Here is a 24,972-nt window from a genome sequence, read left to right as displayed (position 1 = left end):
CCTCCCAAATTATCAAAGGTGCAATACTCTTTCCTTTATCTCCTGTGTTCTTCCCTGGTTCCAATACTGAGTTCCAATATACCCACAGGTTCTTCTGGCTACATTCATCTTGGACTGATCAGTGTTGCCACAATTAGGGCACTTCCAAATCAGCTTGCCGTCAATGTCATTCTCTATCTGTATCTCGCCGTTATATCCACAGCACTGACAGTAATCGCTCTTTGTATTGAGCTCTGCATACATAATATTTTCATATATATACTGCATAACTGCAAGTACAGCTTCAATATTATCGTTCATATTCGGAACCTCAACATAGCTAATGGCGCCGCCGGGTGAAAGAGCCTGGAATTCCGATTCAAACTTGAGCTTGGTAAAGGCATCAATCTTCTCGGTTACATGAACATGATAACTGTTTGTAATATAGTTCTTATCTGTTACGCCATCTATTATTCCAAATCTCTTTTGAAGTGCTCTTGCAAATTTATATGTAGTAGATTCAAGTGGTGTTCCATATAAACTGAAGGAAATATTGGTTTCCTTTCTCCATTTAGCACACTTGTCATTCATGAACTGCATAACTCTGAGGGCAAAATCCTTACCTGCGGGATCTGTATGGGTTACGCCCTTCATAAACTTGGTACATTCGCAAAGACCTGCATAACCAAGAGAAATGGTTGAATAGTTGCCATAGAGCAGCTTATCTATTGTCTCTCCCTTTTTAAGTCTTGCCAGTGCACCGTTCTGCCAGAGAATTGGTGCAACATCAGAAGGTGTTCCCAAAAGACGATTATGCCTGCACATCAAAGCTTTCTTGCAAAGTTCTGTGCGCTCCTCCATGATTTCCCAGAATTTAGACTCATCACCGCCTGATGAACATGCAGCATCCACAAGGTTAATTGTCACAACGCCCTGGTTGAAACGTCCGTAGTACTTATGCTCACCTTCCGTGTAATTCTGAGCCTTGGAAATATTGCCCTTATTGCAAAGACCTTCTGCATTATCTTCACTGTCGACAGTCAAAAAGCTTCGACATCCCATGCAAGGATATACATCTCCGCCCTTATATTCCTTCATCTTCTTAGCTGAAATATAATCAGGAACCATTCTCTTAGCAGTACATTTTGCTGCAAGCTGTGTCAGATACCAATATCTTGTTCCTTCCTGAATATTATCCTCATCAAGAACATAAATAAGCTTAGGGAATGCAGGAGTAATATATACTCCCTTTTCATTCTTAACACCGATTATTCTCTGTTTAAGCATCTCCTCAATAACAAGAGCAAGGTCATCTCTGAGCTGTCCCTCAGGAACCTCATCAAGATACATAAATACTGTGATAAAAGGTGCCTGACCGTTGGTGGTCATTAATGTGATAACCTGATATTGGATAACCTGAACTCCTCGCTCGATTTCCTTTCGAACTCGCATCTCAGCTATCTCATTAATCTGATCATCAGTTGCATCCATTTTTGCATCTATGAATTCCTGACGTACTTCTCTTCTAAACTTCTGTCTGCTAACATCAACAAACGGTACAAGGTGTGAAAGAGTAATACTCTGTCCGCCATACTGTGAGCTGGCAATCTGTGCAATTGCCTGTGTAGCGATATTACAAGCTGTGGAAAAGCTCTTCGGACGCTCGATCATTGTTTCTGAAATGACAGTACCATTCAGAAGCATGTCCTCGAGATTCACCAGACAGCAGTTGTGCATGTGCTGAGCAAAATAATCAGAATCATGGAAATGAATGATTCCATCCTTATGTGCCTTCACAACATCCTCAGGAAGAAGGAATCTGCGTGTTATGTCGCGGCTTACTTCGCCTGCCATATAATCTCTCTGAACACTGTTAACAGTGGGATTCTTGTTGGAATTCTCCTGCTTAACCTCTTCGTTGCTACACTCGATAAGAGACATGATCTGTTCGTCAGTTGTGTTTGACTTACGAACAAGAGCATGACGATAACGATAGGTTATATATTTACGGGCAACCTCAAACTTCCCGGACTCCATGAGACCATCCTCAACCATGTCCTGGATTTCTTCTACATTGGCAGCTCTGGTGAGTTTTCCACACTTTTCCTCAACCTTTTCTCCAATTTTCTTAATCTGATCTTCAGACAAGCTCTGATCCGGAGTCACTTCCTTATTTGCTTTCTCAATGGCTGCCAAAATCTTAGAGCCATCAAAAGTAACTTCTTTTCCGCTTCTCTTAATAATCTTCACTGGTTAACCCCCTGGAAATATTTGCTTAAAATAATTTTTTAGATAAAGAATAGCCACTGAAACTATATCTTGTGGCTATATATAAACTATAATACATTATATTGTATAAATCAAGTGACAATTTATCGTTAGTGAAAATTTCTCACAAACTCAAGCCTGTTATGCATTCTAAGGTATTTTGACAACCTTATGTTATCCGTTATTTCGTCTCCTGACTCATAGTATGTAGTTTTAAATGTAACCACTATATCTTGTGGTGTATTAAAAATCAAACCACTATCCCCTTCCTTAGCCATAGTGATGTCCAAAACCTCTCCCAGATGACGAATTGTTCCATAATTCCCATCTATAAGCTGCACCTTGTCACCAAGGATCTCTCTGTACATAGGTTTAAAATAATTAAAATGTGTGCAACCAAGTACCAGAGAACTGTATTTTTCGTCTGTCGCATTTACCGTCATGAATCTTTGTCTGACATAGTCCCTGACGCTATCACTGTCATATTCTTCTCTCTCTGCAAAGCATACAAGCTCCGGCATTTCCAAAAGATCAGCCTTGTGCCGGACATCTACTCTCATCAGAAGCTTTGCAAGCTTCTTTTCCCTTATAGTTACAGGAGTTGCCATAACCAGAATTCTTTTATCTTCATCACCATTTTTTTCTACCGCAGGCTTAACTGCAGGCTCCATCCCCAATATAGGAAGGCTATACTTTTCACGCATGGCTGCAACTGCAACACTTGTAGCAGTATTGCAGGCAATAACTATGGCATCTACATTCTTAGTTATAAGAAATTGCACAATCTCATCCACAAAGTGCAAAATTTCATTCTCAGATTTCGTTCCATATGGTACATGCCTTGTATCTGCATAAAAAATATATTCCTGGTCAGGAAATCTATGATAAGCTTCATTTAAAACTGATAGTCCACCTATACCTGAATCAAAAATTCCTATTCGCATATCGTTCCTCATTGTTGTATCATTATTAATTATGAAAGAATCATTTACTTTAGAATTACAAAAATTATATGATGACACCCACGTAAGCCCTCTCGTTCAGGAGGTATGTGAGTATTATGCGTCCGGCATCGATTACGAAGACGGTTCTTATATGGAAGAAATCGAACCGCGTGAAATCTTTGAGCCTGTGTACACCCTCTTTTTATTACAGAGAAGAGAAAGCATACTTGATGAGTTATCCTACGTTCGCAAAAAATATCCCCATCTGTTCACTTGTGTGGAACAACTCTATGAGGATATTCTTATACATATGGATGTATCTTCTCTTGAAAAAGAAAATGTACAAAAACTTATATCTGCGCTTAATGACAAACCTGATTCCGATGAAATCTTCAACAAAATTGAGTCATTATGCTCAAGGTATGAAAATATTTCGGATGCACTTGATGCGTTTTGTTCCTGGATACATAATTTTTATTCCTGAACAGTAGCATATTTCATCACGCAAAACAAAAGCTGATCTTCATATTTTACCTGAGCCCATTCTCCATCATCACTGACACAAACTCTCTCCAAAACCGTACCTTCCGGAACCTGAACGACTATAAAATCGTCGCTTGCAACACTGGGAGTGTTACGGAGATTGAGAGCTGCTGTTGTAACTATCCTGTCGTCTGTTCTGGTGTAGCCTGCAAGCTCACCCACTACTGTTTCGACCTGGGCTTCCTCATCCAGCTCGGGCCTGAAATATGTATCATATACCTTTGATTTAAAAATAAGTCCTATAAGCACCAGTATTATTATACCTGTGATGATCGAAGAAATTCTTACTATTATAAGAGGAATAATCTCATCCTCATCATCTTCCTCATTCCCGGCTTTAGTTTTGGGTTGGCGCTTTTTTTCTTTTACTGCCTCTTTGGCAGTTCTTTTTCTTATTGCCTGAGATTTTTCTTTTTCAGGTTCTGGTCTGCTCCTTTTTCTAATAGCAGGTTCCGGCTCCTTACGTTCTTCTTCATGTACTTCAGGCTCTTCTATATGAAAATCTTCATCAAAATAGAATTCATCAGAATCCTCATCCAATGCCTGTCTTTCTCTATCCATTGCTTCATGCTGAGTTCTATAGTATTCTTCTCTCTCTTCCGCACTTAAAAAATCAAGCGGATCCTGAATTTGTATGTTTATTTCCTCTGTAGCCTGCTCATCACGATTTATTTTTTTTCTATAGTCATTAAAATTTCTGATATTGTCCGACATGACTTCTCCTCCGGGAAATCCCTTGGTCAACATCTCCCCCAAATAAACAGTCAAATTGTTTATACTCTGCTCAAATAAAATAGCTCGGGCAGACTTTTATCGTCCACCCGAACTCTATATTATCACATATTAAATTTAATACAAACTTATGATACAACCTTGTCAATCATGCTCTGAAGTTTAGCCTTGCTTTGAGCTCCGACAGCCTGATCCACAAGCTCTCCGTCCTTAATAAATGCAAACATAGGTATAGACATTACTCCGTACTTCTGAGCAATTTCAGGCTGTTCATCCACGTTTATTTTTCCAACCTTAAGCTCTCCGTCATACTCCTTTGCGAATTCATCAATCATAGGAGCCATCATCTTGCAAGGTCCGCACCAGTCAGCCATAAAATCGATAAGAACTGGAATCTTACTGTTGAGAACTTCCTCTTCAAAGTTGTCTGTTGTAAATGTGTACTCAGCCATTGTCCACCTCTTTCCGCGATAAGTACTATCGCTTTACTTAAAATAATGTAACCACCCTACCGCTTTATAATATATTTGAAGATTGGATTCCCTTTAGCGGAAAACTTCTCCTCATATTCGGTCATTATATTTCCTTCATTCATAGATGTATCATTGTGAAGGTCATAGGTCACAGCTTCTGCATGCCATCCTGCAGTATTAAGCTCCATTAATGAAAAATCAAAAAGGTCTCTGTTATCTGTTTTAAACTCAAGCTGACCATCCTTTTTTAGTATCTGGTCATATCTGTTAAGAAAACTACTTGATGTCAGTCTTCTCTGAGCATGTCTTTCCTTTGGCCATGGATCAGAAAAATTCAGATAAATTCTATCCACTTCTTCTTTATCAAATACTTCCGTAATGATCTCTGCTTCCATACGGATAAATCTGACATTTGTTAGCTCCAACTCCGTCTGTTTCTGAACAGCTCTTAAAAGAACACTCGAATACTTTTCAATTCCTACATAATTTATATCAGGATTAGCAGCAGCTAAATCCATTATAAAACGTCCTTTTCCGGTTCCAACCTCTATTCTGATGGGATTATCATTCCCGAATACTTCTTTCCACTTACCCTTGTTCTCTTCAGGGTTATCGATAGTGAATGAACTCTCTGCAATCTTTTCTCTGGCTCCTGCAATATTTCTAAGCCGCATATTTTTATCATTACCTTTCAATGTATAATTTAATTGTACCATAAATCGGTTAGGTATGACACATTATCTCGATTTATGTAAATCCCTAAATTAAGCTGTAAACTGTAAAAATCAGCTCGATTGGATATGCCCCTGACTCCATTGCTTAAAAGTTTTAAAGCTTTGTCTTTGGTTTTATCCACTTTTAGTGTATCATAGATTAGCAGATTGTTGCTATAAGGAGTTTTCAATGAATCACAGATACCATGGGAAAAAACTAAATATTATGGCTTTGACCTTCTCAATTATTGCTGTTATTTTGACGAACTCTTTTACATGCTATGCAGAAACTGATCTCGAAAGTGCTGCAACCTCCAGAAAAGAGCTTCCTATTCAAAGTAATGATATACCAGGATGGCCTGAAGGTCCTCAGATAGGTGCCGAAGCTGCAATTCTTATGGATATAAACACAGGAACCATTCTTTATGAAAAAAATATTCACGAAGAGCTCTTTCCTGCAAGTACCACAAAGATTATGACTTGTCTTCTTGCAGTTGAAAATGCAAGTCTTGATGATAGAGTGGATTTTACATATGATGCTATTCACTCAGTACCTTCCGACGGCTCAAAAATTGGAATGGATGCCGGCGAATATCTCTCACTTGAGGAATGTCTTTACGGTATCATGGTTGGTAGTGCAAATGAAGTTGCTAATGCCGTAGCAGAGCATGTAAGCGGGTCTATCGATTCATTTATAAAGCTTATGAATGACAAGGCTAAGTCGCTGGGCTGCACTAATACACATTTTTCAAATACCAATGGACTTCAATCCTCCGATCATTACACGAGTGTATATGACCTTGCACTTATTTCTTCCGAATTTTTTTCGAATGAACTCCTATGCAGAGTCGGAAACACTCCAAGATATCACTTTGAACCAAGTGCCGGTCAGCCTGATGATTTTTATTTAAATAACAAACATAAACTAATAACCGGAGAAATTCCATATGACGGAATAATAGGTGGTAAAACAGGATACACCGATCTTGCCAGAGAAACTCTTGTAACCTGTGCTGAAAGAGGCGGTATGAAGCTTGTTTGTGTTGTTTTCATGGAGGAATCTCCTGCACAATTCACCGATACGGTTACGCTTTTTGATTATGGCTTTAATAACTTTAAAACCGTTAACATTAAAAGTGAAGAAACAAGCTATATTCCGCAAGACAATTCATTTTTTTCTTCGGATAAGGATATTTTTTCAACACAGAATTATTATTTGGAATTTGCAAAATCCGATTATGCCATTCTTCCTATAAACGCCACACTCTCAGATACCGTATCCACTGTATCCTATGATGAAGACTCAGACGAAACCGGACATATCGCTACTATCAATTATTCCTTTAACGGAGTATCCGTTGGATCCGGACACGTAATAATTTCTCAGAATTCTTCCTTGCCATCGGATAATGGTGAAGATCCTGCAGACAGAATGGTTTACATAAACATCAAATTCATAATAATACTAATATCTGTTATTGGAGGATCTCTTGTATTTCTAATCTATGTTTCATCGCTTATAGGTGCTTACAGTACCGGAGTAAGCCGTGAAGACAGAAAACGACTAAACAGAAGAAAAAGAGAAGCAAAAAAGAGAAGCGGACCAAGGTTTTGATCTCCTCATTTTTCTTTTTGAATATGCGGAAGGCGGATTGATAATCGTTCAATCCGCCTTTTTCTTATGGTCACCCAATCTGTTATAGCTCTTCTTTTCAGATTTAGCTTTCATTTCCTCCATCTCTTTATCGGAAATAAATTTAAGTGTTTTTACTGCATAATATTTTTGACTCTCTGCTTTTTTTAATCTGACTTTCGCCTTCATAAATCCATGCTCTTTGCAAAGTGATACGCTATAAAAATGTTTCCCGTTATTTGAAAACCACTTTACCTTTCTTTTGATCGGCTTATTGCAAAGATAGCATTTCGTCCCCATGACTTCCGGATCAGAGAGTAATTCTTCCTTAGTTTTAAACTCTCTGGAAATATACTTCGCATAGTGTTCGAAGATAATATGCACTTCCTGATCCTTAGTCTTCGGAGTTACATAGTTGTCAAAAGAATAGTTATAAAAAACCTTCCTGCTAAGTTCGCAAAAAATCCTCGCTGTATAATCCGCATCAGAAAGAGCTCTGTGAAAAGCAGAATCCTTCTCCATTCCAAGGCTTTCTGTCGCATGCTCCAAAGATCTTCTCATTTTTCCATCTTCATACTGAATGCTGAAGAGCTTCTGCACATCATAAAACGGAAGTGGCCTGTCAGACAAAAGCGGTATATCATAAAAGTCCATATTTCTTTGAAGCTCCGTAAGATCAAGCGGACCCCAGGTACAAAATGTTGGCTCATCACCACACCACTCCAAAAAATCGTTAATTACAGTTACGAAATCATCACCACTTTGCAAATCTTCCATAGAAATATGTATCAGGTCTTCGGTTATCTTATGCATCTTCTTATATACCTGAGGCCTGATAAGACGACTGAATTCGCCTGTCCTTTTTCTGTTCTCGTCAAGTCTGACCGCACCAATCTCTATGATTTCAAAAGGCAAAGATTTACCATTCTTTTCCTTTACCGTCTTTCCCTGATTCCATTCCAAATCAAATACAATATAATTTCCCATTAAGGCTTAATACTCCTTGGCAGGTGTCCAATATTCCTGTCCATAAATATCTGTGAATTTAAAAGAAACAAGCACCTTTCCATCTCCAACATTATTATTGGAGATATGCATGTCTTCCATTTTTCCATCAATAATCATAGGTTCTCCGAGATGATATTTATCCTGATATTTCTGATTATAATCATAAAAGTCACAAAGAAAATCTATTCTGTCACCACTTTGAAGTTCTGTAAGGTTTTTTGCTATAGTCTCTGTCTCGCCTTCCACATAATCATAGCTTACACCTGCTACATAACCATTCTCATTTTCTGAATCAAATATCAAAATAAGATTTGCTCTCACACCGTTGATATCACAAGGTACTCTGCCCATTATAGCATAGCTGTTATCATCGCCTTGCGTATCGATTCTATAATAAGCAACTGTTTGTCCATCAATTGTAATCCAGGTCCTGTCAGATGGTGCAATAGGATTACCTTCCTCATTTATATCATAAGAATTATCAAGACCAAGGTCGATATAACCTGTTCCATCATCATAAAAAAGATTTACATCAAGATCCTGTATAAGATCCCACTGTTCAGATGGCATCTGAATAACATCTTTTCCATCTGAATCCGTAGTCCACATCAGATTACTTAAGTCAAAACTGTTATTTGAAATGTAATTAGCCATAGTCTTGGCATCAATTCCTTTTCCAAAGAATGAGGAATTTGAAGCATCAAGACCTGAAATGCCTGTAACGCCACCGGTTATCATGCTTTCAAAAAGCTCTGTCAAAACATCCGTACCGGTTATCATCTGTCCGGTACCCATTGCATTTCCAAATATGCTTCCTGCAGGAGATGTAGTTCCTCCCTGCGCAACCTGACCGGCTACCTCCATTGAAGCAAACTTCTGAATACAGTCTGTATAGCTCTCATCCATCCCGATTGCTTCATATGTACTTACCATATTATCCACTTTAGAAGTCTTTTTATATGGAAAGTATATTGAAAGTCCATACGCGTTAGTCATATTCTGACTTGTTTTATTATATTTCACGCATCCTTTTAACGCCTCGGCCAATTCTTTTCCATCCTGTGTTCCCATATTTGACGCAAGATGAATAATATCTACCTGGTCAATTTTTGAAGAGGATGCAAACTCTCTTGCCTCAGATCTGGCATTTGCAACTATTTTATAATTATCTGTTGATATTTTCTCAGATGTGGCTGTCGCAAATTCTTTAAGCTCACCCGGAACTGTATTCTGAATTTCAGCAAGGTCAATAAGAGAAAGGGTTGTCTTCTGTCCCCTGCATGTTCTCGCACATTCATCCGTATATGTGTCAATTATCATTTTTGCAAGCTCAGGCGTCTCCATGGATGGATTATCTGAATATGCATTTAGCCAATCCGTATAAAACCAGCCGACTCCGGGTTCAGTTTCCTCAGATGCGATCATGTAATCAGCATAATTAGCTGTAACAAGTGCGGTCTCTACTGTAGCCATCAGGCAGGCATCAAATCCTATAAAATCATAGGTTATACCACTATCCTTTAATGCCTTATTTATCTCGGAAAGGTCCATTGATCCTTCCGCAGCAAATTTCTCATCATATCCATATCCGCTGACTGATCCGCCGCCATGATCCCAGAAAATCAGGTCATATCTGTTAGCAGGAAAATTATTCGCAGTCCACTTTATAAATTCCGTCAGATTGCCGGGATCTGTCATTGGCTTCTCACCAAGATTATCCTGCAATAAGGATATTCCCTTATTTTTTATCTGATAGATTTGATTTGTTTTACTGGATACAACATTATTTTGCCATTGTTTACAGCCACCTGTATAAACAATAATATTTATATTATCGCTTATATCTGCTGCCATCATTTCCTGAAGATCCCTTGTAGCCATCTGGCTTCTTGACTCCAGATCCGTACCACACATATATACCATGATGGTGGTCTTATCTGACCCATCGCCGATTATCTTCGTTCTTTTTTCTCTTGAGCCCTCAGCAACATTCCTGTTAAGTACACCTGTATTTGGATTATCACTCCAGGCGCTGTTTGCCTGACCATAATAACCTGTTCCTCCTCCAAGAAGAGTCCCTAAAAGTGAACCCATATCTGAGTTTTGATTGTTCGGAACATTTTGACTTATAGCTGTACCGCTTCCTGTCTCTGTATAAGAAGTATCGCCTCCTGAAAATCCCCCCATAAGGCTGCCAATTCCGCCACCGCCTCCAAGTAATAATATTGCAAGAATAATTATTATTGAAAGCGGACTTCTTCCTCCGCTTCTCTGAGAACCGCCACCACCTGTGGTACCATTTCCTCCGGATTTTCCCGAATATCCATCACCTGATCCTACCGGACCTCCGCCAAGTCCTTCCCCTCTCTTATGAACTCCGGAACCTCCATCCTCAATATTCTTTTTCCTTCGTATTGGCTGATTTGCCATGAATACCCTCTCCTTATCTCATACCTTGACTGTTTTATATATCAGAAGTAAATATTTTCTTACTGAAATTATCACATATATATAATCTTCTTCCCTGAATACATAATCCAATTGGTGAAACCGGTGCTATATCAGGATTTCTGTCATCCTTTATCTCCATGGTGTTCACCTGACCGTCCTTAATAATACGTACTGCACTGTTTACTGTATCGGCAACAAAAACTGTACCATCACCTGAAACTGCAATACCCTTTGGAGATGCAAATGTAGCTTCCGCTGCCAGACCATCTTTATCTCCCTCTTCACCGGTTCCTGCCACAATTTCTATATCGCCTTCATTTTTCTTGGAGCTTACATCTGTGGCATTTATCCTGACTATTCTGTTCTTTCCTGATTCCGCTATATATAAATAACCTGCATTAAAACTGATTCCCATCGGACTTTCAAGTCCATCTGCAAATGTCGATACTTCACCGCTTTCCGTAATAATCTTAACTGAATCTGAATGAGTATCGGATACAAAGAGATGACCTGCTCCATCAGAAGCTATTCCTGTGGGATAATTATATTCATCATTTCCGCTTACTGAGTTAATAGTATTTACTTCATTATTACTTATAATTCTTACAACATTATTATCAGTATCGGATACAGCTATTCCTGAAAGAAATGGTGCAACATCCCATGGAAGCTTAAAAAGTGCCTCCTCCGCAGAGGCATCGTTATAACCACCCTGAGGCTTATCATATATATCCCTTGAACTGTCTGCTCCTGCCAGGATACTTACTCCCTCAGCAGATACTTGCCATACACATTTTGAAAATGTATCAGTAACATATAAACAGCCATCATAGCTGCATATTCCACAGGGTTCTACTGTATCAGGAAGAACTGATAAATCAAAATCTATATTTTCCTCATTAGTAGATATACCTTCATAATCCTTTGAATCCGGTACGGAATCTGCAGAATCAGATGAGTCATACAAGCCTTCTTCGGATGCATTTTCATCCTCCGAAGCCTTTTCTGTACTTTTTTCTTTGAAAAGACCACAGGCCACCATCGTAACAGTAAATCCTGTTATTATCAGAACAATAACAAGTAATACCCATTTTAATCCATTCTTCTTTTTCTTATTCATTGCATCCCCCTACACTTAATAAACCTTTTTAAGAATGAATTCTTTATAACTTATATTATAGCTGATAATGCATTGTTATGCCCGATTATTCTCTCCAATATGACTTTATTTCCTTAATGTCATAGCTTTTTAAAACTATGCCATCATAAGTATGACATACCTCAAAAATCGCTTCTGCACCTGTTTTCGTTTCTTTGCTATGTCCCTGATCTGCCCTAAAATTACCGAGAGAATAATATATAAGCAACTGCTCTCCATCTTCCTTTTTCACAAGTTCCATATCCTGAACTACATGTGGATGAGAGCCTATTACCACATCAGCTTTTGTGGAAGAAAAAAACTTTGCCATATCTTTTTGTTCATCACTTATTTCCGTTTTATATTCATCTCCCCAATGAACAAAGATCACAGTAAAATCTGCTTCCTTACTTGCACTGTCAATTTCTTTTTTTACTCTTTGCTTATCTTTTTCAGTTGTGGGGAGATAATGAACCGCATTAGGATATTCCTTTGATATGTCAATTCCATTCGTTCCGTATGTATATGAAAAAAGAGCAAATTTGATTCCATTTTTGCTGATCATTTCATATGGCTGGTATTCCTTATCGTTGCTATTCTGTATGCCTACACAGGTTACTTTGTTCTTCTTATAAAAATCAGTTGTAACATCTATTCCGTATATTCCCTTATCAAGAGCATGATTATTCGCACACACTGCAATATCAAAGCCTGAATCTACTATTGCCTTCCCGACAGATAAAGGCGAACCAAATCTTGGATAGTCTGAGACAGCACTCTTTTTATCCACAAAAATTGTCTCTTGCGCAATTGCAGCGATATCAGCCGACTCAATTTCCTTCTTATATGATTTATATAAGAAATCGTATCTCCCGTTTTCCTTGTTATAGGCGTATTCAAGCATTCTTTTGTGGATAATATTATCTCCAAAGGCAATAAATGTAACCTCATTATCAATATTTTTTAAACCAAATGAGTTCCATATCCATAGAGAACATTCTTCATTTGTGTCTTCAAGAAGCAAAATGGAATTATCTTTTTCCATAGGCTTCATTCTGGTTACAAATCTTCCAATATCCGAGGCAAACCATTTTGCCGTTACTTTGCCTTTTTCCTCTATATCATATATATAAATATGCTGAGTTAGATCATCCTTATCTTCAATAGTCCAAAACGGTTTTTCCTTCCCATACTTGCCCTTTTTCCACAAAAGAAGAATTAGTTCCTCATCACCGTTTCTGTCTATATCAGTAATAATCTCATCCTGTATCTGATATTCACTATTACTTTCCCACAGAATATCATCTTTGTTCCTTAGTTTTACATGTCTCTCACTTAGTTCAAAAATATATCCTTTTGAAGTACTAATAGATTTTTCCTGCCACGTAACCCATAAAGGAGCGGGATTTTCAGTGCTTTTAGCATTTACATTATATGTATTTGTCATTATATAAATGGCTGCTGCTATGAAAAGCAGCAGCCATTTTGAGTTCGTATTTTTTAGCATAATTATTTAAATCATTTGAAACGATAACTCATTGTCCATTCAGGTTTTTCAGGTTTTTTATCATTTTCAATCCAATTCCAATCATCATCAAGATAACCACCAGAGAGTGCATTTCTCCACTCGGAATCTGTCATCCTTTCAGAAATCGGAACGCTAAACTGGTAGAAGCTGTATACACTTCCGCTTCCGACATGAAGCTCCCCATCTATAGGAAATACCACATACATTATGTCTGCTTTTCCTGATCCGACTTCTAGTACCTGACCATTAGGATCTGTTGCTATATCAGCAATTACAGGACAGGGTGCCTGATAACTATAAATGATTTCTTCCTCACTGCCTTTATTAACCTCAAGCCAGAAGTGCTCAAGATTTCCACCATAGGTTCTAATAAAGTCATAATCATCATCACTTAATGCTTCGTTCTTGAGTTCCTTCTCTGAAATATTTAAAAGTTTCATCGCTATTTCTGATAAAAGTTCAAGATTCTTCTTATCATCAGCGTCCAGCATCCCAAAACCGTCAAGACCTTCCTTTGTCTTATTTGATAAATATGCAAATCTGCTATAGATAACAGGCTCAGGATCTACATATCCTCTATCATCCGGAATTTCTTCATCATCAGGTCCGCCCATCTCTGCCAGAACCTGCTTTGCATAAAGTATTGTGTCATGCTTCAATTCCGCATAAGATCCTGCAAATGTTTCAAGGTCCTTCTTCTCCCACTCATCGGATTTCATATATGAAGGATAACCATCTCCTTTTTTATCAAAAAGTGGTCGAAGTGTATTTAACCAGCCTGAATATAAGCTTACATTCCATGTCTCAGGATCATCGCCCCCGAATATTTTTTGAAGTGCAGTCATATTATCTGTATAATTCTGATATTTGGTATCACCATTTTCATCAAGTATTGACATCGCTGTCTCTGAGCCAAGTGTAGCAGCCGTATCTAGCGTATCCGGAAGATATCTTCTCTCGCCGTTTTCCTTTTCTCCTACAGAACGATATATAAGTCGTTGCATTATTGCCGCATCAATTGTAAATCTTTGTCCCATAAATCTAAAGGAGGGTATTACAGCTTCCTCATCTTCATTTACAGGAATTGAATTAATTTTCGGAAGTGCTAGACTATTAACCTGTTCTTTTACTTTTTGGAACATCTCATCGTTTGCTGCAATTTCTGATGAGTCCGGAATTTTACCATAATTTGCTTTAATTATTTCTACAAACTGATTATATCCCGGGTCATCAGAAGTTCCGGCAAAGAAACTTGTTATTTTATAAATACTGTCCCAATCATCCGGTTTATCTGCAATAGCAAGGGTTATCAAAATGGCACTTCTTATAGTATCATCATTTTCAAGATTAAATCCTATTCTTCCATACCACATCATTGAGCGGAAATATTTCTCAAGTTTTTCATCACCCTCATAGTAACCTCTTGGCTTATATTGAGTGTAATCCTCAAAAAGGTCAGATATGCTACAATTTTCGATTCCTTCTGCCTTGATTATTTTCTCATATTCATTTTTAGTAACTTCTGAAAACTCGCTATCATTTATTGGTTCTTTTACACTATCATCAAGTAAAAGAGATCCAATATAGAAAAACTCCAGGTTCCGAAGAGCTGCTTTCTCATAATCTGTTCCCTTAAGTTCCTCATACTGTTCCAATGATTTTGACATCATCTGAGTATTTAGATTTTCCAACTTTGAAACAATATAGCTTGTCTCTGTCTTTTTCATAAGATATGAAAAATAAAGATGATATGTGTGCATTAATGAATCAACTGTTACAAAGTTCGGAAAATAGTTATATCTGTTAGCTTCGTACACATCGAAGAATTCATCATTCTGTCCATCTCTTACAACAAACATGTTGTCAATCAAACCCTGTCTGAAAGCAATAGGATGATTGTATTCACTTTCCTCTTTGGTATCAAACATATAAGAAAACTTGTCATCATATACGACATTAGAAAAATCATCATTTACTTTATAATCAGGAATACTTGGAACAAGATTTTCATCATAATAGATTTCTTCTTTATCACCAAGTATGGATGTATTGATTACTTTTCCGCTCTCTGTTTCTTCATTATTATTTTCTGCTGTTTCTTCAGTCTCTTCTTCAGTTTTTTCTTCAACTTCTTTCTCAGTATCCTCTATTTCTTTATTCTCATTTTCTTTATTCTCATTTTCTTCGGAATTTTCATCACCATTTGTAGAAGTCTCCTCATTTACATCAGCTGAAGCCACTTCTGTACTATTGTTATCAGTAGTACTGACTGTATTGTTATTTGAAGAACAACCGCTCAATACTATAGATAATGTAAGAATAACAGATAGTATTTTTCTTTTCATATTTTATCTCCCATCTATATAATGATATTCCGTTTTTGTTATAACTATAAAAAGTATATCACAATTATTTACTATTTAATACATAATAAAAAAACAGGACAAATTGTCCTGTTTTTATCGCGTCCACGAGAGGATTCGAACCTCCGACCTCTGGCTTAGGAGGCTAGCGCTCTATCCAGCTGAGCTACGTGGACATTTAGTATATACTTTTTCGCACCAAATTATAATATCATAGGATATATTTTAGTTCAATACTTCCAACCGATTAGATCGTTTTATTATAATTTTAGTTTTCAGGATAATTAACGTACCCCTGCATCCAAATATTTCCTTTAAATCTTCTTCCGGGAATCGGTTCACCTAGCAGATCCTTTTTATTTATACAAACATTGAAGATAAGCTCATTACAATTAATTGTCATAATTTCTAAGGTTTGTCCTGTAAAACTGTTAGTTTCTTCATGACATTCCATTATTTCACCCATTACAGAGTACTGATCGCACTCAACACCAAATGGCATAAAATAGTTATCCACAAGAGTATAAACATCTGTTGTTTTTATCTGCTTTGATATAGCACTATATGTGTCCATATCCTCAATTGAAAGAGACTCCATAGCAGACTCATCACCTTTTCTTGCCTTGTGCATGAGTTTTTCTCTTTCCCTTGTTCTCTTACGTGCAAAATTCTTATCACTATCAGTCTTTGCAATAGGCATTACAATTGTTCCCTTTAGCGAAAGAGCTGATAGCGTAAGTGATGTTCCTTTTATAGGAAATCTGTTTTCATTTTGAATTTTGATATAAGGAATCATGTTTTGCAAATAAAAGATGATTGTTACTCCAACTCTCAGATCATCACATACACCTGCATAAGATTCTGTAGCTGAGTGTCTGGAAACAGTAATATCTTCTTCAGTTGTAACACTATTTCCTCTAATATAGGGATAATAATAATCGTATAAGAATTTGTCATTTTCATTAAATTCACCGCATACACAAATTCCTATACTATCGGTGAAATCCTTGCAGAATTCACCAATCAGCTTCTCACCGTCCTTTGTTACATACGATCTGGTATCAGCCTGCTGTACAGTCATAGCTATCAACTGCTGGATATCTTCTCTGCTTCTGAAATTTTCAAAACCAATTGCTCTTAAATAACTATGCATGGATTTCACCTCCTTTCTTTTAAGTAATTATTTTTCTTTGGCAAATTATTTTACCGGGATCATTTTTTCCTTGTTACCCATATAAGGTCTAAGTGCTACCGGAATATTAACTGATCCATCCTCATTAAGATTGTTCTCAAGAAAAGCTATAAGCATTCTCGGAGGAGCAACTACTGTATTATTCAATGTATGAGCAAGATAATTTCCATCCTTACTCTTGATTCTGATCTTAAGTCTTCTTGCCTGAGCATCACCTAAGTTAGAGCAGCTTCCAACTTCAAAGTACTTTTTCTGTCTGGGTGACCATGCTTCTACATCACAAGACTTGCATTTAAGATCTGCAAGATCTCCGGAACAACACTCAAGTGTACGTACAGGAATATCAAGTGATCTAAACAAATCAACTGTATTCTGCCAAAGCTTGTCATACCACATCTTAGATTCTTCGGGCTTGCAAACTACTATCATCTCCTGCTTTTCAAACTGATGAATTCTGTAAACACCACGCTCCTCTATACCATGTGCTCCCTTTTCTTTGCGGAAACAAGGTGAATAACTGGTGAGTGTCTGAGGAAGGTCTTCCTCCTGAATCTGCTGATCCTTAAATTTACCGATCATTGAATGCTCACTTGTACCGATAAGATAAAGATCCTCACCTTCAATCTTGTACATCATTGCTTCCATCTCAGGAAAACTCATTACACCTTCTACAACATTTCCATGAATCATGAAAGGGGGTACACAATATGTAAATCCTCTATCAATCATAAAGTCCCTGGCATATGATATAACTGCTGAATGAAGTCTTGCTATATCACCCATAAGATAATAGAAACCATTACCTGCAACTCTTCTTGCAGCGTCAAAGTCGATACCATTAAATCTTTCCATTATATCTGTATGATATGGTATTTCGAAATCAGGAACAAAAGGATCGCCAAATTTCTCAATTTCTACATTTTCAGAATCATCCTTACCAATCGGTACACTTTCATCAATTATCTGAGGAATAACCATCATGATCTTTAAAACTTTTTCATCAACTACCTTCTGGTTTTCCTCTAATTCAGCAAGTCTCTTAGCGTTAGCAGCAACTTCTGCTTTTCTCTCTTCAGCTTCTTCTTTCTTTCCCTGAGCCATCAGAGCTCCGATTTCTTTTGAAATCTTATTCTTATGCGCACGAAGGTCATCAGCTTCCTGCTGATTTTTTCTTCTCTCATTATCAAGCTCAATTACTTCATCAACCAGCGGGAGTTTTTCATCCTGAAACTTTTTTCTGATATTTTCCTTTACTACCTCAGGATTTTCTCTTAAAAATTTAATGTCTATCATTTTTATTTCCCCTTATCTTTTATATAGATTTTGAAATATTAATTATCTTAGTTTTGGTAATCCATAGCTTCATTCAAAGCCATCTGTTCTTCTTCACCAAGTTCAAGCTTACATTTTCCGCCTCGTATCTCTTTTGAATATGAGTAACAACCATCTGTACTATGGACAGAATTAAGTAAAAAGCCATTGTTGTCTTCATCGAGAAGTGCTATTGAATAGCTAAGCTGTCCTCCCATCTGATTAAAAGCATCATATTTTATAATTCCAACCTTTTGAAAACATGAAGCAAGTCTGTTGTATAAATCATCTATGTCTTTTTGATTCTTTTCTGTCGCTTTTTTGATAATCTGATTATCTGCAAACAACGCTACAATCTCATCTTCTAATGAAGCTGCTTCACGTCCCTTCATAAATCTTGATATCTGCTCTGTTATTCTTTTAATCTTATTTCCCTGAACTATTATTATTATAAGTAAAATAATAAGAAGTAATATTAGTCCTATAAATATATAGGCAATATCAATGTTTAATCCAAGCTGATCAAATAAATTACTGTTCATACCTTTTCTCCTAAATATATTTATTACCTATATAATCTCTCTGTAATTTTTTCAAGATCATCAGTACTATAAAACTCTATCTCTATTTTTCCTACTCCATCTCCTTTTGTTGATATTGAAACCTTTGTACCTGTCGCCTGAGTACATCTATCCTCAAGTTCTCTATAAGCAGATTCAACACTTGGATTGATTTCTGTTTTTTTCTTTTTCTTTTCAGGTTTATCAAGATTTTTAACGAGTTTCTCAGTATCACGAACACTCATCTTTTGGTCAAATATTTGCTCTGCAATCTGTATCTGTTTTTCCTTATCTTCAATCGAAATCAATGCTCTTGCATGACCGGTAGAAAGCTTACCATCTATAACCATTTGACGGACTTCTTCACAAAGCTTAAGAAGTCTAAGTGAATTTGTTATAGCTACTCTGCTCTTTGATACTTTTTCTGCTACTACATCCTGAGTATATCCAAAATCATCAATTAGTTTTTTAAACGCCAATGCTTCATCAATTGGATTAAGGTCGTCTCTTTGAATGTTATCAATAAGAGCATATTCAGCTATTTCTTCTTCTGTAAGATTTTTAATTATTACCGGTACTTCTTTTAAGCCTGCTTTTTTAGCTGCTCGCCATCTTCTCTCACCACCGATAATTTCATAATGATCTTTTCTATCCTGAACTATAAGAGGATTTATTATTCCATGTTGTTTAATTGAATCAGATAATTCTATTAACTTATCTTCATCAAAAGTTTTTCTCGGCTGTTCTCTGTTTGGCTCTACCTTTGTTATATTAACTGTAACAACCTGTCCTTCACTAACTTTTTCCTCTTTTGTGGATTTGGCAGATGCAGGTGCAGGAGCTATAAGTGCATCAAGACCTTTACCTAAACCTCTTTTAGCATTTTTTGGTGCCATGTTATACCTCTTTCTATTTCAATTTTTAGAATTTTCTACCTATGACTTCATCTGCCAATAATCTATATGCTTCTGCACCTGCTGACTTTGTATCATACAGATTTATTGGAAGTCCATAACTAGGTGCTTCTGCTAATCTAATATTTCTTGGAATAATTGTTTTATATACATTCTCAGAAATATGATCTTTTACGTTTTCAACTACCTGCATTGAAAGATTAGTTCTGGAATCGTACATTGTAAATATTACGCCTTCCATCTCCAAATCATTATTTAGTCTTTCTTTTACAAGATTAACTGTGTGTACTAACTGACTTAAACCTTCAAGTGCATAATATTCACACTGAATTGGAACTAAAACAGTATTTGCAGTAGTCATGGCATTTATAGTAAGCATACTAAGTGAAGGTGGACAATCTATTATAATAAAATCATAATTGTCTCTGATCTTATCTATTGATTTTTTGAGAATAAACTCTTTTTCTTCCATATCTATAAGTTCAATCTCTACTGCAGCCAGATTTACATTTGAAGGAATAATATCTACTCCATCTACAACATTTTTATATAAAGTATCTGAAACACTACACTCACTAATTAGTAATTCATATATAGTATTTTCTAACTGATTTTTATTTAATCCAAATCCACTCGTAGTATTTCCTTGTGGATCAGTATCAATTACTAAAACTTTTTTTCCTTTTTCTGCCAATGTTGCCGACAGATTTATTGAAGTTGTTGTTTTTCCAACTCCACCCTTTTGGTTTGCTATTGCAATTGCGCGTCCCATACTTTTCTCTCCCTCTTTATTTTTAACTTTGTAATTATATCACAATTTAGGTATCTCAGTTTTACAATTATGAGAATAAATTTTTTAAATTTTTAGTACAATTATTCACTGATTAATGTTTCACGATTATTATTTACTATATATAGGGTTTTAATGTTTCACGTGAAACAATTACTTGTAGAATAATTTTTTCAAATTACTATGTTTCACGTGAAACTAATTATATATAACTTCTTGAACACAAAGATGAAAAGGTGTTTAATAATCCAGTACTATTTACAGAGGCTTTTTTTGTGGAGTTCCTGCTTTTCTGGGATATTTAGATGATGTGTTTTGAATCTTATCAATAATGCACACCACTCTTTTTATATCACTATTAGGTAATGTGAATTCATTTATAGATTTCACTTTTCCACCTAAAAGAAAAATAGCATTTTTTGCTTCTTCTACTTCTTCAATTCCTTTATCGCCTTTATAAGAAATAAAACAACCACCATTTTTTACATATGGCATATCGTACTCGCACAAAGTTGAAAATCTTGCTACTGCCCTAGAAACAGCAATATCAAATTTTTCTCTCAATTCACCTTTTTTACTATCAGCTAAGTCTTCAGCTCTACCATGTACAGTTGTAATACATCCAACCTCATTAAGTTGAAGCTCATCTATAACTGTATCAAGAAATGTTATTCTTTTCTGTAAAGAGTCTAAAAGTGTTACCTTTAATTGTGGAAAAACTATTTTCAAAACAATTCCTGGAAATCCAGCACCAGTACCAACATCAATTAAAGAAATATCATTCTTGGTAAAATCAAAAAACTGAGCAGCAGAAATAGAATCAACAAAATGAAGCCTACATACTTCATCGAAATCTGTTATAGCAGTAAGGTTAATTTTATTATTCCACTCAATCAAAAGCTCATAATATTTCTCTAATTGATTTAGTTGTATATCTGATAATTGAATATTAAATTGTTCAAGATCATTACATAATGAATTAAAATTCCTTTGCAATTTATAAATTCTCCTTAGAATAAAATACTACATGTAGTGTTTCACGTGAAACATTTAATAGAATTAGTGGTGTTTATAATTTTCAAGATAAACCAACAAAACAGAAATATCTGCAGGATTAACTCCACTAATTCTTGAAGCCTGTCCTACATTTATAGGTTTAAATTTTTTAAGATTTGCTCTTGCTTCAAGTCGTAAACTAATTACATCATCATAATCTATATCTGCAGGTATTTTTTTATTTTCCATCTTCTTAAATTTATCTACTTGTCTTTGCTGTCTATCAATATATCCTTCATATTTTATATTTATTTCAACCTGCTCAATTATATCCTTAGAGAGAGGTTTTCTATCTATATCTATTTCAGCAATATTATCATAATTAAGTTCAGGACGACATATAAGTTCAGCGAGTGAAACTGCAGTTTTCAATCTTGGAGAATTATGTAAGTCCATAAAGAATTGGATATTTTTAGAAGCACCAACCTTTACACTTTTTAACCTTCTAGTCTCTTCTTCTATCTTTTGTTCTTTTTCAATAAGCTTTAAATATTTTTCTTCAGGTATCAGACCAACCTCATACCCTTTTTTTCTTAATCTGATATCAGCATTATCCTGTCGAAGTAATAATCTATATTCTGCTCTTGAAGTCATCATTCTATAAGGTTCCAGATTATCTTTAGTAACGATATCATCAACAAGAACTCCAATATAACCCTCGGATCTATCTATATATAAATATGGTTTATTCAAAATTTGCATGCAAGCATTTATACCAGCATAAAGTCCTTGAGCTGCAGCTTCTTCATATCCACTACTACCATTAAACTGTCCTGCACTAAATAAACCTCTAATCTTCTTTATTTCCAATGTAGGATACAATTGACCTGAACATAAGCAATCATATTCGATAGCATAAGCATTTTTTACAATTACACAATTTTCCAGTCCGGGAACAGTTCTATACATCTGGAGCTGAACATCTTCAGGCATTGAAGAGGACATTCCATCTATATACATCTCATTTGTATGACTGCCTTCAGGCTCAACAAATACCTGATGCCTTATCTTATCAGGGAATTTTACAACCTTATCTTCTATTGAAGGACAATATCTGGGACCAATCCCTTCAATAATTCCAGCATATATAGGAGATCTATCTATGTTTTCTCGTATTATTTCATGTGTTTTTTCGTTTGTATAAGTAAGCCAGCAATTATACTGATCTTTTTGAATAGTATCCGGATCAGTATCAAATGAAAAAGGTACAACAGGAGTATCTCCGGATTGTATTTCCATCTTGGAATAATCTATTGTATTACCATCCATTCTGGCAGGCGTACCTGTTTTAAATCTTCTAAGTTCAACTCCAGCTTTTAATAAAGAATCAGACAATAAATTAGATGGCTGTAAACCATTTGGACCTGTATATGAAATAGACTCTCCGCAAAGACATCTGCTTTTTAAATAAGTTCCTGTACATAAAACAACTGCCTTTGCCTCATAAGTAAGCCCTGTTACAGTTTTTACACCTTTAACTTTTTTTGTATAACCCTCTTCTAATAATTCGTCATCTTTATTTAAATCATCAAAAAGAATCTCAGATATTTCTGATTGTTTAACAATAAGATTAGTCTGATTTTCCAGGATATTTCTCATAGATTTTGAATACTCAAGCTTATCAGCCTGCGCTCTTAATGAATGAATTGCAGGTCCTTTTGACTTGTTAAGCATCTTTGATTGGAGATAAGTTTTATCAATATTTTTACCCATCTCTCCACCAAGAGCATCAATTTCTCTTACAAGATGACCTTTTGAAGATCCACCAATATGTGGATTACATGGCATAAATGCAATATTGTCTGCACTTAAAGTAAAAACAATTGTTTTAAGTCCAAGTCTTGCAGATGCAAGTCCTGCCTCACATCCTGCATGCCCACCGCCTATAACTATTACATCAACACTGTCTGCTATCATAATTTACTCCATAAAAACTATTTACCCATACAGAATTTTGAGAAAATTTCTTCAACTAAATCTTCGTCAACTTCCTGTCCTATAATTTCACCAAGAAAAGCATATGCATTCATCAGATCTATTGAATAAAAATCTTCTGATAAGCCTGCATCTATACTTTCTTCAACCTTTTTTAAACTATCATAAGTATTTATCAAAGCTTCTTTTTGTCTGATATTTGTAATATATACTTCTTCTTTTGGATTTATACTGCCATCAAAAAACATATCTGTAATTATATTTTTTAATTCATCAATACCAGTTTCATCGATCATAGAAGTTTTTATTACCGGCACATCATTTCCATATAAATCAAAAATGTCTTTTTCAAGTACACTTATGTTTTCACTAATATCATTCTTATTTAGAAGTATGATCACATGATTATTTTCTACTATTTCTTTTATTCTGAAGTCTTCTGAAAAAGACTTATCAGTAGAATCTATAATATATAAAATTAAATCTGCATTTTTAGCATATTTAACAGCTCTCTCTACTCCAATTTTTTCAACCTTATCATCAGTATCTCTGATACCGGCAGTATCCATTACTCTTAAAACAAAATCACCAAGTCTTACTGTTTCTTCTATAACGTCTCTGGTGGTACCTTCAATCTCGGTAACAATAGCTTTTTCTTCTCCGGCGAGTTTGTTAAGTAATGAAGACTTACCAGCATTTGGTTTACCAATTATTACAGTCTTTATTCCATCTTTTCTGATGATACCTTCATCTGATGAATTAATTAGTTTTTGTATTGATTCAATCCATGCTTTATTTTTTTTGGATAGTCTCTCATCATAACCTGTGAGATCATAATTTTCAGGATCGTCTATAGCTGATTCTATAAAAGCCATTTCATAAAGTATTTCTTTTCTTAATGACTCAATTTTATTAAAAAGAGCTCCTCCAAGTTGTAATTCTGAATTTTTCATAGCGAAAGTATTCTGAGCACTTATAATATCCATTACTGCTTCAGCTCTGGTAAGATCAATTCTTCCATTCAAAAAAGCTCTCTTTGTAAATTCACCCGGCTCTGCAAGTCTGCAACCATTTGTAATCAAAAGATTTAGAATGGTTTCCATAACAATGCGTCCACCATGTGTATTTATTTCAACAACATCTTCTTTAGTATATGAACGCGGAGCTTTCATTATTGAAACCATAACTTCATCAATTTGTGTTTTTTTGTTATCAACAATAAAACCGTAATTTATTGTATGAGACTCATACTTTTTTAAAGAATAATTTCCTTTTGCATCGATATAAATTTTACTTACAATATCAATCGCCTTTTCACCACTAACTCTTATTATACCTATACCGGCATCTATCATAGCAGTTGCAATAGCACAAATTGTATCTTCTTTAAAAAACATCTCATATCCTCATTTAAATATAATGTAAATTAGAGCTGCCAATT

Annotated in this window: 20 protein-coding genes and 1 tRNA gene; 2 read left to right on the top strand and 19 right to left on the bottom strand. The window is 35.7% G+C overall.

Annotation, left to right across the window (positions count from 1 at the left end):
* Nucleotides 1-12: 12 nt before the first annotated feature.
* Together nrdD and murI are read right to left on the bottom strand one after the other, a co-directional pair.
* On the bottom strand, nucleotides 13-2,229 hold the full coding sequence (gene nrdD / locus ACHCNF_RS10535; protein ID WP_408069758.1) for an anaerobic ribonucleoside-triphosphate reductase: 2,217 nt from the start codon (nucleotides 2,227-2,229) through the stop codon (nucleotides 13-15).
* A gap of 128 nt (nucleotides 2,230-2,357) precedes the next feature.
* A complete protein-coding gene (murI, locus tag ACHCNF_RS10530; RefSeq protein ID WP_408069757.1) occupies nucleotides 2,358-3,191 on the bottom strand; it encodes a glutamate racemase in 834 nt (277 codons plus the stop codon).
* Between the two features lie 31 nt (nucleotides 3,192-3,222).
* On the opposite strand from murI, the gene ACHCNF_RS10525 reads away from it, so the two are divergent.
* On the top strand, nucleotides 3,223-3,675 hold the full coding sequence (locus ACHCNF_RS10525; protein WP_408069756.1) for a hypothetical protein: 453 nt from the start codon (nucleotides 3,223-3,225) through the stop codon (nucleotides 3,673-3,675).
* Here the strand turns inward: ACHCNF_RS10525 and ACHCNF_RS10520 are convergent.
* The 3 genes from ACHCNF_RS10520 to trmB form a co-directional block, all read right to left on the bottom strand.
* Nucleotides 3,666-4,448, bottom strand: coding sequence for an SH3 domain-containing protein (locus tag ACHCNF_RS10520; RefSeq protein ID WP_408069755.1), 783 nt, complete (start codon nucleotides 4,446-4,448; stop codon nucleotides 3,666-3,668). The two genes, ACHCNF_RS10525 and ACHCNF_RS10520, sit on opposite strands and share 10 nt — an antisense overlap.
* A 146-nt stretch (nucleotides 4,449-4,594) precedes the next feature.
* Complete coding sequence (gene trxA, locus ACHCNF_RS10515) at nucleotides 4,595-4,918, bottom strand: thioredoxin (protein WP_408069754.1); 324 nt, start codon at nucleotides 4,916-4,918, stop codon at nucleotides 4,595-4,597.
* 56 nt (nucleotides 4,919-4,974) lie between these two features.
* A complete protein-coding gene (gene trmB / locus ACHCNF_RS10510; protein WP_408069753.1) occupies nucleotides 4,975-5,613 on the bottom strand; it encodes a tRNA (guanosine(46)-N7)-methyltransferase TrmB in 639 nt (212 codons plus the stop codon).
* A 229-nt stretch (nucleotides 5,614-5,842) separates the two neighbouring features.
* Here trmB and ACHCNF_RS10505 point away from each other — a divergent pair, with 229 nt between their 5' ends.
* Nucleotides 5,843-7,267, top strand: a complete 1,425-nt coding sequence (locus tag ACHCNF_RS10505) for a D-alanyl-D-alanine carboxypeptidase family protein (RefSeq protein WP_408069752.1) — start codon at nucleotides 5,843-5,845, stop codon at nucleotides 7,265-7,267.
* 48 nt (nucleotides 7,268-7,315) lie between these two features.
* Here ACHCNF_RS10505 and ACHCNF_RS10500 read toward each other — a convergent pair whose 3' ends face one another.
* The 14 genes from ACHCNF_RS10500 to mnmE form a co-directional block, all read right to left on the bottom strand.
* Nucleotides 7,316-8,272 (bottom strand): exonuclease domain-containing protein, encoded by a 957-nt coding sequence (locus ACHCNF_RS10500; RefSeq protein ID WP_408069751.1) that lies wholly within the window; start codon nucleotides 8,270-8,272, stop codon nucleotides 7,316-7,318.
* Nucleotides 8,273-8,278: 6 nt separating this feature from the next.
* Nucleotides 8,279-10,723 carry a clostripain-related cysteine peptidase gene (locus ACHCNF_RS10495; protein ID WP_408069750.1) on the bottom strand — a complete coding sequence of 815 codons (2,445 nt, stop codon included), beginning with the start codon at nucleotides 10,721-10,723 and terminating at the stop codon, nucleotides 8,279-8,281.
* A gap of 34 nt (nucleotides 10,724-10,757) precedes the next feature.
* Complete coding sequence (locus tag ACHCNF_RS10490; RefSeq protein WP_408069749.1) at nucleotides 10,758-11,864, bottom strand: NHL domain-containing protein; 1,107 nt, start codon at nucleotides 11,862-11,864, stop codon at nucleotides 10,758-10,760.
* Between the two features lie 85 nt (nucleotides 11,865-11,949).
* Nucleotides 11,950-13,329 carry a CapA family protein gene (locus tag ACHCNF_RS10485; protein ID WP_408069748.1) on the bottom strand — a complete coding sequence of 460 codons (1,380 nt, stop codon included), beginning with the start codon at nucleotides 13,327-13,329 and terminating at the stop codon, nucleotides 11,950-11,952.
* Nucleotides 13,330-13,400: 71 nt separating this feature from the next.
* The gene (locus ACHCNF_RS10480) at nucleotides 13,401-15,755 is read right to left on the bottom strand and encodes a DUF3160 domain-containing protein (RefSeq protein WP_408069747.1); all 2,355 of its coding nucleotides are present in this window, start codon (nucleotides 15,753-15,755) and stop codon (nucleotides 13,401-13,403) included.
* 120 nt (nucleotides 15,756-15,875) lie between these two features.
* Nucleotides 15,876-15,949 (bottom strand) — tRNA-Arg (locus tag ACHCNF_RS10475).
* Nucleotides 15,950-16,041: 92 nt separating this feature from the next.
* Nucleotides 16,042-16,926 (bottom strand): DUF3881 family protein, encoded by an 885-nt coding sequence (locus tag ACHCNF_RS10470; protein WP_408069746.1) that lies wholly within the window; start codon nucleotides 16,924-16,926, stop codon nucleotides 16,042-16,044.
* A gap of 45 nt (nucleotides 16,927-16,971) precedes the next feature.
* Nucleotides 16,972-18,258 carry a serine--tRNA ligase gene (gene serS / locus ACHCNF_RS10465; RefSeq protein WP_408069745.1) on the bottom strand — a complete coding sequence of 429 codons (1,287 nt, stop codon included), beginning with the start codon at nucleotides 18,256-18,258 and terminating at the stop codon, nucleotides 16,972-16,974.
* A gap of 47 nt (nucleotides 18,259-18,305) precedes the next feature.
* Complete coding sequence (locus tag ACHCNF_RS10460; protein ID WP_408069744.1) at nucleotides 18,306-18,818, bottom strand: DUF4446 family protein; 513 nt, start codon at nucleotides 18,816-18,818, stop codon at nucleotides 18,306-18,308.
* 23 nt (nucleotides 18,819-18,841) lie between these two features.
* On the bottom strand, nucleotides 18,842-19,732 hold the full coding sequence (locus tag ACHCNF_RS10455) for a ParB/RepB/Spo0J family partition protein (RefSeq protein ID WP_408069743.1): 891 nt from the start codon (nucleotides 19,730-19,732) through the stop codon (nucleotides 18,842-18,844).
* A gap of 25 nt (nucleotides 19,733-19,757) precedes the next feature.
* Nucleotides 19,758-20,522 (bottom strand): ParA family protein, encoded by a 765-nt coding sequence (locus ACHCNF_RS10450; RefSeq protein ID WP_408069742.1) that lies wholly within the window; start codon nucleotides 20,520-20,522, stop codon nucleotides 19,758-19,760.
* A gap of 276 nt (nucleotides 20,523-20,798) precedes the next feature.
* Nucleotides 20,799-21,536 (bottom strand): 16S rRNA (guanine(527)-N(7))-methyltransferase RsmG, encoded by a 738-nt coding sequence (gene rsmG / locus ACHCNF_RS10445; RefSeq protein ID WP_408069741.1) that lies wholly within the window; start codon nucleotides 21,534-21,536, stop codon nucleotides 20,799-20,801.
* 63 nt (nucleotides 21,537-21,599) lie between these two features.
* Entirely contained in the window at nucleotides 21,600-23,513 is a 1,914-nt protein-coding gene (gene mnmG, locus ACHCNF_RS10440; RefSeq protein WP_408069740.1) for a tRNA uridine-5-carboxymethylaminomethyl(34) synthesis enzyme MnmG, read from the bottom strand.
* A 17-nt stretch (nucleotides 23,514-23,530) separates the two neighbouring features.
* Nucleotides 23,531-24,928, bottom strand: a complete 1,398-nt coding sequence (gene mnmE / locus ACHCNF_RS10435; RefSeq protein ID WP_408069739.1) for a tRNA uridine-5-carboxymethylaminomethyl(34) synthesis GTPase MnmE — start codon at nucleotides 24,926-24,928, stop codon at nucleotides 23,531-23,533.
* Between the last annotated feature and the right edge of the window lie 44 nt (nucleotides 24,929-24,972).

Origin of the sequence: Butyrivibrio sp. NATIVEDY162 (assembly GCF_045999815.1) — a bacterium.
Taxonomy (GTDB): domain Bacteria; phylum Bacillota; class Clostridia; order Lachnospirales; family Lachnospiraceae; genus Butyrivibrio.
Note: the sequence above shows the minus strand (reverse complement) of the source record. Positions and strands in the feature narration are given on the sequence as shown.